Source organism: Desulfosporosinus sp. BICA1-9 (assembly GCF_000802135.1).
The window spans coordinates 1-9,369 of sequence record NZ_JUEE01000214.1; the positions used below are offsets into that span (position 1 = coordinate 1).

Annotated in this window: 11 protein-coding genes and 2 pseudogenes; 4 read left to right on the forward strand and 9 right to left on the reverse strand. The window is 44.4% G+C overall.

The window, feature by feature from the left end; genetic code table 11:
- Positions 1–1,268, reverse strand: a 1,268-nt coding sequence (gene guaB / locus JL57_RS26620; RefSeq protein WP_034144925.1) for an IMP dehydrogenase, incomplete at its 3' end; no start/stop codon positions are given.
- Between the two features lie 209 nt (positions 1,269–1,477).
- Here guaB and JL57_RS26625 point away from each other — a divergent pair.
- On the forward strand, positions 1,478–1,978 hold the full coding sequence (locus tag JL57_RS26625) for an HD domain-containing protein (RefSeq protein ID WP_034144926.1): 501 nt from the start codon (positions 1,478–1,480) through the stop codon (positions 1,976–1,978).
- Between the two features lie 40 nt (positions 1,979–2,018).
- On the opposite strand, the gene JL57_RS26630 is transcribed toward JL57_RS26625, so the two are convergent.
- From JL57_RS26630 to JL57_RS26650, 5 genes and pseudogenes are all read right to left on the reverse strand, one after another.
- Complete coding sequence (locus JL57_RS26630; RefSeq protein WP_291300616.1) at positions 2,019–2,282, reverse strand: translation initiation factor 2; 264 nt, start codon at positions 2,280–2,282, stop codon at positions 2,019–2,021.
- Between the two features lie 79 nt (positions 2,283–2,361).
- Positions 2,362–3,228 (reverse strand): PHP domain-containing protein, encoded by an 867-nt coding sequence (locus tag JL57_RS26635; protein ID WP_034144928.1) that lies wholly within the window; start codon positions 3,226–3,228, stop codon positions 2,362–2,364.
- Between the two features lie 34 nt (positions 3,229–3,262).
- Positions 3,263–4,216, reverse strand: a complete 954-nt coding sequence (locus tag JL57_RS26640; protein ID WP_034144929.1) for a dipeptidase — start codon at positions 4,214–4,216, stop codon at positions 3,263–3,265.
- Positions 4,217–4,317: 101 nt separating this feature from the next.
- Positions 4,318–4,578, reverse strand: a complete 261-nt coding sequence (locus JL57_RS26645; RefSeq protein WP_034144930.1) for a stage V sporulation protein S — start codon at positions 4,576–4,578, stop codon at positions 4,318–4,320.
- A gap of 216 nt (positions 4,579–4,794) precedes the next feature.
- Positions 4,795–5,070 (reverse strand): annotated as a pseudogene (locus JL57_RS26650) (YmdB family metallophosphoesterase); the annotation flags it as partial.
- Positions 5,071–5,080: 10 nt separating this feature from the next.
- On the opposite strand from JL57_RS26650, the gene JL57_RS26655 reads away from it, so the two are divergent.
- From JL57_RS26655 to JL57_RS26665, 3 genes are read left to right on the forward strand one after another with little or no spacing between them, the layout of a single operon-like run.
- Complete coding sequence (locus JL57_RS26655; RefSeq protein ID WP_291300617.1) at positions 5,081–5,518, forward strand: tyrosine-type recombinase/integrase; 438 nt, start codon at positions 5,081–5,083, stop codon at positions 5,516–5,518.
- Positions 5,511–6,545 carry a tyrosine-type recombinase/integrase gene (locus tag JL57_RS26660; RefSeq protein WP_034144931.1) on the forward strand — a complete coding sequence of 345 codons (1,035 nt, stop codon included), beginning with the start codon at positions 5,511–5,513 and terminating at the stop codon, positions 6,543–6,545. The genes JL57_RS26655 and JL57_RS26660 overlap by 8 nt, the downstream gene beginning before the upstream one ends.
- Positions 6,538–7,548 (forward strand): tyrosine-type recombinase/integrase, encoded by a 1,011-nt coding sequence (locus JL57_RS26665; protein WP_034144932.1) that lies wholly within the window; start codon positions 6,538–6,540, stop codon positions 7,546–7,548. Before JL57_RS26660 ends, JL57_RS26665 begins: the two co-directional genes overlap by 8 nt.
- Before the next feature lie 90 nt (positions 7,549–7,638).
- On the opposite strand, the gene JL57_RS26670 is transcribed toward JL57_RS26665, so the two are convergent.
- The 3 genes and pseudogenes from JL57_RS26670 to JL57_RS26675 form a co-directional block, all read right to left on the reverse strand.
- Positions 7,639–8,178 (reverse strand): reverse transcriptase domain-containing protein, encoded by a 540-nt coding sequence (locus tag JL57_RS26670; protein WP_291300618.1) that lies wholly within the window; start codon positions 8,176–8,178, stop codon positions 7,639–7,641.
- 696 nt (positions 8,179–8,874) lie between these two features.
- A complete protein-coding gene (locus JL57_RS35650) occupies positions 8,875–8,997 on the reverse strand; it encodes a hypothetical protein (RefSeq protein WP_291300619.1) in 123 nt (40 codons plus the stop codon).
- Positions 8,998–9,084: 87 nt separating this feature from the next.
- Positions 9,085–9,369, reverse strand: a pseudogene (locus JL57_RS26675) (hypothetical protein); the annotation flags it as partial.

The following is a 9,369-nucleotide window of genomic DNA, read 5'->3' on the forward strand; positions in this document are numbered from 1 at the left end:
TTAAAGGGGACGCGTCCTTCAATACCCTCTGGAACAAGTTTTTGATCTTTTTCTTGGAAATAACGATCTCGGCTACCTTCTTTCATCGCACCGATTGATCCCATTCCACGATATACCTTATAACTTCGTCCCTGATAAATTTCCAGATCTCCAGGACTCTCTTCCGTACCAGCAAAGAGACTTCCGATCATGACAGTTCGAGCACCGGCCGCCAAAGCTTTGACGATGTCCCCTGAGAACTTAATTCCTCCGTCCGCAATCACAGGAACACCATATTTCTCCGCTTCTTCAGCACAATCCATAACAGCCGTGATTTGAGGAACGCCAATCCCTGCAACTATACGAGTGGTACAAATCGAGCCCGGTCCTATCCCAACTTTGATAGCATCCGCACCCGCTTCAATGAGTTCTCGAGTTGCATCAGCCGTTGCAACGTTCCCCGCAATCAACTGAGTCTCCGGAAAGCGCTCTTTTAAGACTCGCACCATCTCGATGACCCCTTTAGAGTGACCATGAGCTGTATCAAGTACAATAACATCGACACGAGCATTTACTAACGCCTCGGCACGCTGCAATGTATCTGCAGTGACTCCAATAGCTGCGCCTACACGTAAACGACCACTTTCATCCTTAGCAGAATTCGGATACTGCCGCCCTTTTTCAATATCCTTAATCGTAATTAGTCCCTTGAGCATCCCCTCAGAATCCACAAGGGGTAACTTTTCAATTTTATGTTGCCCCAATATTTCTTGGGCATGATCCAAGGTTGTTCCGACAGGAGCGGTTACCAAATTTGTCTGAGTCATCACCTCAGAGATTAAACGATTATAGTCTTTCTCAAAGCGCAGATCCCGGTTTGTTAGGATTCCAACCAGTTTTCCATCGACGGTAATAGGAACCCCTGAGATTCGATAACGCTCCATCAGTTTTAATGCTTCCATAACACTGTCGTTGGGATGTAAAAAGATCGGATCTGTGATAACACCATGTTCAGAACGTTTAACCTTATCCACTTCTAAGGCTTGCTGCTCAATGCTCATATTTTTATGAATAATCCCAATTCCGCCTTCTCTCGCAACGGAGATCGCCATCCGAGAATTTGTAACAGTGTCCATTCCAGCACTCATAAGCGGGATACTTAATTTGATTTTTTTGGTTAAGTAAGTGCTGACATCGACATCTCGAGGTAAAACCTCAGATTTGGCCGGAACAATGAGAACATCATCAAACGTTAGTGCTGCATTATTGATTATACGATTGGACTGCATGATTAGCTCCCTTCAAATAGTTTTCTAATTAGTATATCAGATATATCAAAAAAAGAACATATAATTATAACCTCTTAATCAACGGAGTGAAGGTAAAAGTAATACCTTTCAAACGATAGATTTCCCTTATCCCAGCAAACTATTCCCTATAGCTTGCAAAACAGGATTCTGTGACCTATGATGAGCAAGGAGAATGGAGGAATCATGACATGATCTACCGGGTACTTCAATTCGCTCATGCACTTTTTCCCAATCTTGATCCCAAGGACATCGAATGGGCCTTGAAACACTTATCTCCTGCTGCCTCTGTACTCTTTCTTCAGCAATCACTGCCCGAACAACGGCATGCGATAGATGTTACCAAAAGTATCTTGAAAGCAAAACATCCTCTATCCATGGACGACTTTAAAAACCTTGTCATCGCCGCACTCCTCCATGACTGCGGAAAATCCGTTCTTTCCATCCGTCTCTGGCAGCGGGTATTTATTGTCCTTATCCAGAAAATACCCAAGTCCCTAAGGTCACGCCTAGAAAGCGGTCACTCCATTTTCGCATACCCCTTAAAGGTCGAAACAAGGCACGCCCTTTGGGGCGGTTATCTAGCTGAAGATGCAGGGTTAAACCCTGTGATTTGCCAATTAATTCGTGAACATCACAATCCTAAAACCAAATTAGGCATTCTTTTAAAACAAGCGGACAATAAAAATTAAATAAAAAGCATGAGTCATTGTTAATCGACTCATGCTTTTTTTATAATGATGTATCTACGTTATCTTTTTCTTGCAGTTCAACAATTTCTTTGTTTTTTGAGAAAATCCATTTCGCAAATCGTTTATTATCACGTTGTAAGCGCACATTTTCCTTTTCAAGATGATGAACCAAAGCCACCTTTTCCCGTTCAACCTTTTCCAACAAGTTCATTAGTACCCTTCGGCTTACTCTTAAATGTTCTACACGCTGCTCCAGTTCCCCGATACGAGCCCTCAGTAACTTGACTTCGTCCTTAGAATCCAATACATTACGCCCCCCCGGCACTATCTATAGTTATAGTTTATGCCGGGAAAATGCATTTTAACCCTTTCTAAACAAAAGCTCAGCACTCTCTGTCTAAGTTCCAACGATTTTGCTTTGCGCGACTGAGAATCTGCTCGACGACATCGAGAGAAACACCCCAACGACCGACCTGGACTCCAGGTTTCTGTGCTTCGCCATGAAAGTCTGACCCTCCCGTAGTGAGTAAATCATAGTGCTCAGCAAGGGTGCCGTATCTTTTGACATCCTCCAGTTTGTGTTCAGAATGCCAAACTTCGATCCCTTGGAGCCCTACTTGGATCCAGTCAGGGATACCTTCTTCCAGTTGTTGAATGCCAGGGTGAGCAAGAACGGCAACCCCTTGAGCTTGGCGTACTAATTTGATCCCTTCTTCTGGTGTAAGTTTATAGCGTGGAACGTAGGCCGGTGCCCCCATTCCGATGTAACGCTCAAACCCTTCTTTAATGGACCGTATGAATCCATGCTTTAAAAGTACCTGGGCTATATGTGGACGTCCGATTGACTCTCCTTGGGCAAACTGTCGAACCTCATCTTCACTAATCACAATACCCAGAGTTGCCAAACGAGCTAGAATTTCCAGCATACGATGTACACGAGCTTCACCCAAACCCTTTAGTTTCTGATTTAAATAGTTTGATGAACCATCTAATTCGTATCCGAGGATATGAACCTCTTTGCCACGCCAATTTGTATTGAGCTCAATCCCTCTAAGTACTTGTATCTGATAGTTTAAACCAGCATCCACTGCCTCTTCCCAGCCCTGGATAGTATCATGATCTGTTATTGCAACGGCTTTTAAGCCCAACTCCGCAACTAAACGGACTAGTTCTGTCGGTGTCAGTAATCCGTCGGACGCTGTTGTGTGGCAATGTAAATCTGCTTCGTATAGGGTAAATGTTGAAACCACGACTCAACCCCATTTCTAGATTCTCTATTTCCACTTATTTTAACACGTCCGACAATAATCGCATAAAATTCCGACCCGAAATTTGCTCTATTTCCCGAGTCGAGAACCCGACTCTTATCAAATCATCCAACAACTTGGAGTAATCCCCTACATGTTCAAGTCCTGCTGGCGCTTCACTTATTCCATCAAAATCTGAGCCTAATCCAACCGTCTCCACTCCTGCTACCTCAGCAATATGACAAATATGACGAACGACATCTTCTCGCCTTGCTTGACCTGTCTCTTTTAAAAAAGACGGATAAAAATTCACCCCTACTACTCCTTTATGCTCTGCCAAAGCACGAAGTTGTTGATCCGTAAGATTACGTGAATTTGAACACAAAGCCTGGGCACAGGAGTGTGTCGCTGCAATAGGAGCCTTAGAAAGCTCTAGAACATGCCAAAATCCTGCCTCATTAAGATGAGACACATCAATCAGCATGCCCAGCTTATTCATGTGTAAAACAACCTCTTGCCCTAAATTTGTCAATCTACTCTGCGTATTAATTTCGCCGATTCCATCAGCCAGAGCATTGCGCTGATTCCAAGTCAGACCTAACGCTCTAACTCCTAACTTATGGATAATATCCAGCATAAAAAGGTTCTGTCCTAGAATCTCCCCGCCCTCAACACTCAGCAGGATTCCAATTCGAGTCGGATCCGGAACTTTCTGAAGGTCTTGTTTTCCCAACACCAGAAAAACCTCTTCCGGATGATCCACAATAAATCGATGGGCACCTTCTATCAGTTGCAACCCCCGCCAGGTTGACATTGTAGGTTTATATGTCTCCCCAATATAGGCCGCAAAAAACTGCAGAGAGATTCCTGCCTGCTTCGCTCTTTGTGTATCCCAGTGCCCTCCTTCTAAGGGATCATGCAACGTTCTTTCTCCCTCAACATAGTGAATTAAACTATCACAGTGCCCATCTACTATAAAGATATTATCCATAACTATTGACCCTCCTTATATATCTATCATAACGAAATAAACACCTGTCTGCTTATGAATAAAGCAAACAGGTGAATCCACGAATGTCTCGCAATCTTCGTTTAGCGCGGCTGAACAATTAACTTAATAGCAGTTCTTTCTTCTCCGTCAATCAATACATCAGTGAATGCCGGAATACAGACAAGATCGACTCCACTTGGAGCCACAAAACCCCGAGCAATGGCTACCGCTTTTACAGCTTGGTTGAGTGCTCCTGCTCCTATGGCTTGCAACTCTGCGCCCCCCCTCTCACGCAGAACCCCTGCAAGTGCTCCTGCAACAGCATTCGGGCTAGATTTAGCTGAGACTTTTAATACTTCCATAGATACATCCTCCTGCTCGAATTCATTTACAAGTATTACCACAACTTAGAATATATGTATTCGAGAACAGTCAGACAAAATCCTCTATTATAAAGAAGAATTTTCAGAATTTTGTCAAAGAGTAAAGCAACGGGAAAATCAAACAAGATTATGTATCTAGGAATCGTGTATTGTAAGCCCTGGTTCAAGATTGCCAATCGAGCTTCTTGCCCCGATTCAAGCCTCTGCTATCCGTTGGATTGCCTCAATCTGGCGCGCTTTTCCAGTTTCCTCATCAATATCTATGACCACGGCATTGATCTGAATAGGGCCGCTGGCTAACTCAAACTTCGCGGGTAGTTGGGTTAAGAAGCGATTAATTATAATCTCCTTCTTTACGCCCAAGACAGAATCCCTTGGCCCGGTCATCCCAACATCCGTAATATAGGCGGTTCCTTGATGAAGCAGACGAGCATCCGCAGTTTGAATATGGGTATGGGTTCCCACAACAGCCCGTGACATCATGAAAATGAAGTTGTCGGATATAGACTGGGAAAATGAAACCATCCGCATTGTCCAATCTAAAACAAAGCAGCTGCTGATCCATAAGCTTACCCGCCATACGGGCAACGCGTTGGCAGATTACCAACTGGACGAAAGACCTGGAGGTAAGAGTGAAAATGTCTTCCTGAAAAGTGATGGTTTTGAACTATCAGCGGTAACGATATCAACGATGATTTTTATGGCATTCACAAACTCAGGCATCAACATTAATGGGAGGAAACATGGCAGCCACTGCCTGAGGCATTCGCTGGCCTCAAACATGCTTTCTATTGATACCAGCATCCTGGCGATTTCGCAAACCCTGGGGCATGCCTGCGTAGATACTACCAGAATATATTCCAAAGTTGACGTTAACCATCTGCGCCTGTGTGGATTGGAAGTGCCCCACTATGAGTAAGCCTTACATCTGCGACCGCACCTGTTTCATAAGTTATTTAGCAGAAAGCATTATTTCGTTTGTTGAATATAAGGCAAATGTAGGCGGCTGTGTTGCGGAATCTTTTCTACCCGTAATGTCATTGTTTGACAGACACTGCATGAACCATCCAGAACCATCAATCTGTTTAAAGCAGGATACCGTCCTCAGTTTTCTTGCCATTGGTCCATTTGAAAAGAATTCAACTGCGATCAGAAAATCTTCCATTATTCGCTCATTCGGAAGGTATCTTGCAGCAGTACTCAGGATTAAAGATGTTTACATCGTACCTGCATTGGTGAAACGGGGACAGAAAACCTTTGTTCCATATGTCTTTACCCATGATGAGATTGCAAGGCTGCTGCACGAAGTTAGAAATTACCAGCCAAAACAGGAGTATACTAGAACTCCAAATATGGTGAACTGTATGTCCTGTATTTTCACGATGCTTTACTGTGCTGGTATGCGTATTTCCGAAGTGACCAATTTAAAAACGCGAGAGGTCGACCTTGAACAGCGAATTATCCACATTAACCAAGCTAAAAATGACAACCACCGCATAGTGACCATCTCCGATTCGCTTGCTGAAGCTTGCCACAGGTATCTGGAAAAAACCAAAAGCTGTAAAACATCAGATATTTATTTCTTTGATACCGGTTCCACCTATAATGATGGGTTCGTATCTTTCAAAAGGGCATATACCTATTTCAGGCGTTTCTTGGATGCTGCGGGCATAGAACATAAAGGGAAGGGTTTTGGCCCTAGGATGCATGATATCAGAGGAACATTTGCAGTCCATTCACTTCAGAAACTGTCACAGATGCCTGGTGACATTAATGTACACCTCATGTCGCTCTCAGTATTTATGGGACACCAGTCAATTTATTGCACACAGGAGTATTTGTGGCTTACCAGTGAACTGTTTCAGGACATCCTAGAAAAAATGGAGGATTATACCTCGTTTGTATCATCCATTTTTGAAGAAAAGATGGGTGATCTTGATGAATAAGACTTTCCCCGGGATGCTTGAACGTTATGTGGTCTCCTATGTTAAGGATGAGGCCGGTATGTCACCGGAAACGCTCCGCGCCTACTACGCAGCTATAGAACAGTATGTCATCTGGCTGAAGGACACCCGCAGCATCGGTATCAAAGACATTGATGTAACGCATTTTAGTAAAGAAAGCATTAAATCATTTCTGTCATACATTGAAACCGAAAGAAGGGTCTCCGTGACAACGAGGAACCACCGCAGAGCAGGACTGGTGGCATTCCTAGCTTTTGCATCGGAAGTCAATCCTGTTTATGCCAATACATATATCGATGCAAAGAAAATCAAAAACAAGAAAGCGCCTAAGCCCAAAAGAGATTTTCTGACTGTTGAGGAGTATCAGGCAATGCTTGAATCCATAGACATATCCACTGATACAGGCTTTAAACACTATATCCTTATCAATGTCATGTATGATACCGCAGCGAGGGTCGATGAAACTGTCCGAATGAACAGGGAGGACTTCTCATTCGGAAAAGAAAATTCAATCGTTATATTCGGAAAGGGCTCCAAATACCGCAGGGTATATCTGACCAAACATACCGTAAAGCTGATCAAAGAGTACAGTCGGAAATTTAACCTTGAAAAGGGTGCCATGTTTAAAAACTATTGCGGGGACAGGATATCAGATTCTGGTATTGACTACATACTGAAAAAATATGCAAAAATCGCATATGCAAAACAAAAAACACTTGGCAGTAAAATAGTATCCCCGCACATTCTCCGAAGGTCAAAGGCAACACACATGCTTTTGAATGGAGCCAGTCTTCCGATCATCCAGAGGTTTCTGGGGCATGAATCCATTCAGACTACAGAGGCATATCTTGAGATTGGCTCAGAAGCAATGACCAAAGCAGTGGAAGAAGCAGGGAAACTGATTTTTAAGGATACCCCTGAAGAAACTGTATCGTCATGGAAAGACCCTGACATCCTGAGAAGGCTTAAATGGATGGTAAAGTAACTCCACGAATGATTATCCCCAGTTGGAAACTGGCAGTTTCGACAGTTCCAGCTTGTTTTACGGTGTTAGCATTGAATCGCTGTGGGATGGCTATGTACTCACTGGGGATAATAATAGACTGGTGATAACCTTGATGTCGAGTTCTATGACAAAATCATATCTCCAACATCTTTCTCTTGCCTGTCCTACCGCATTTATAGCAGATTTATTAGGACGATATCCATAGGAATTTTCGTGGAATATTGGCTCTACCACTGGCTCAACATACATTTTTGCTACCATCTGTGCTATCCTGTCATAGATTGTTGGTATGCCGATTGGCCTCTGCTCTCCTTTTCCATCCCCTTTTGGAATGTAGGCTCTTTTAACAGGTGGAGCTTTGTAACACCCTGACTTAGCTCTCTCCAATAGGCCCTTTAGGTTCTCTTGCAGATTAGCCTCGTATTCCTTAGCTGTTACTCCGTCTACTCCTGCGGCTCCATTTTTCTTGGTTCGCCGGTAGGCTTCTTCGAGCCATTCGATATCCATGTGATAGGCTAGCGAGGTGAATACCATCTCTGGTGACTGCTTCGCCAATTGTGCTATTCGTTGCTGTTTCGTTGACACCGAACTGAATTCCGATGTATTCATGGTGTTTCCTCCCAACGAGTCCCTAATAAGGTGCAACGCCCTTTCCTCTATAGGGTCCTCTTGGGTGAGTTCCCCTACTTCATTGGTACTATGACGGCACTACGACTACTGTTAACGCATCCCGCCGCACTTCGTTTCCTTCGCTTGGCAGTACCACCTTTTTTATTCTCATTTTCGCTCTTTCCATGGCTGAGAACGAGCCTTGGAAAGCCTGGAGTTGTTAACCCGTTATCCCCACCGGACACTTAAGGTGGACGTAAACAGTTCTCCCAGGTTCCTGGGGAACCTCTTGTACATTTGCTCTGCTCAATGACCCCGGTCGGACAACGGTACCAGGTCAATAAGGTACCCTTGTGCTGCTCACGCATCCATAAAAACGAAAGCTCCAACGAAGCATTTTTCGAGGCTCAATCACACAGCTTTTGCACTCGCTGTCTACGCTTCACACTAGAAATCGCTTCCTAATATGCAAGACTCGCTACCGGCTGTTGACCAGACTTTACCGGGCAGGTCACTTCCTCCCTGCTAGGTTCCTTCTAAAGGTTTCAGCCCCACAGGCATTCCCCTTTACCCGACTATCCTGGCGCGATATGGGTAATGCGAAATGGTAGCGTAATACTGCCCATTGCCGATAAGTTTCCGACCAATACAAAACTATATGGCATTATGACTCCCATTGAACGCGTCGAAATAGAGTTAGAGCGTATCCCCCGCATCCAACCGCAACTCGTTCCGGCGGTATTGAACCCCCTCCATCCCGGCCGGCACCAAACCGGCATTGAATTTCAGCCAGGTGAAACAGTGATTTTTTCTCCCCACTGCCCTTCCTCCTGATCGAAATCGCCTCTCGGTACTCTAGCGAGACCGATTTAAAAAAAGCATGAGTAAGGCGGCAACCGGTCCTGTTTAAGTCATTTTAATCGCCGGAGGCCATCGGGTTATGATTTTGGCCATGTTCTCAAGGAAGGATTTGAGCTGCTTGCGCAGTCTCTCCTTCATCTCCTTATCCTTCGTGGTCAGCACGGTCAACAACAGCTTGAGCTGGTCAAAAGAGCGGTGAATATTGCCGCGGTGAAATTCAAACAGAGATTCGGCTTGCCTGGTATAGTATTCGGGATTGGCATTTTCAAATCCGGAGACCGTAAAATTGGGAAACTCGGGAACTGTGAAATCGGACGCGACGAGCACGGG

Coding starts and splice junctions, on each gene's coding strand:
- JL57_RS26655 (WP_291300617.1), top strand. CDS start 5,081: ATGAAAATGAAGTTGTCGGATATAGACTGGGAAAATGAAACCATCCGC.
- JL57_RS26640 (WP_034144929.1), bottom strand. CDS start 4,216: ATGGATAATATCTTTATAGTAGATGGGCACTGTGATAGTTTAATTCAC.
- JL57_RS26645 (WP_034144930.1), bottom strand. CDS start 4,578: ATGGAAGTATTAAAAGTCTCAGCTAAATCTAGCCCGAATGCTGTTGCA.
- JL57_RS26665 (WP_034144932.1), top strand. CDS start 6,538: ATGAATAAGACTTTCCCCGGGATGCTTGAACGTTATGTGGTCTCCTAT.
- JL57_RS26660 (WP_034144931.1), top strand. CDS start 5,511: ATGAGTAAGCCTTACATCTGCGACCGCACCTGTTTCATAAGTTATTTA.
- JL57_RS26670 (WP_291300618.1), bottom strand. CDS start 8,178: ATGAATACATCGGAATTCAGTTCGGTGTCAACGAAACAGCAACGAATA.
- JL57_RS26625 (WP_034144926.1), top strand. CDS start 1,478: ATGATCTACCGGGTACTTCAATTCGCTCATGCACTTTTTCCCAATCTT.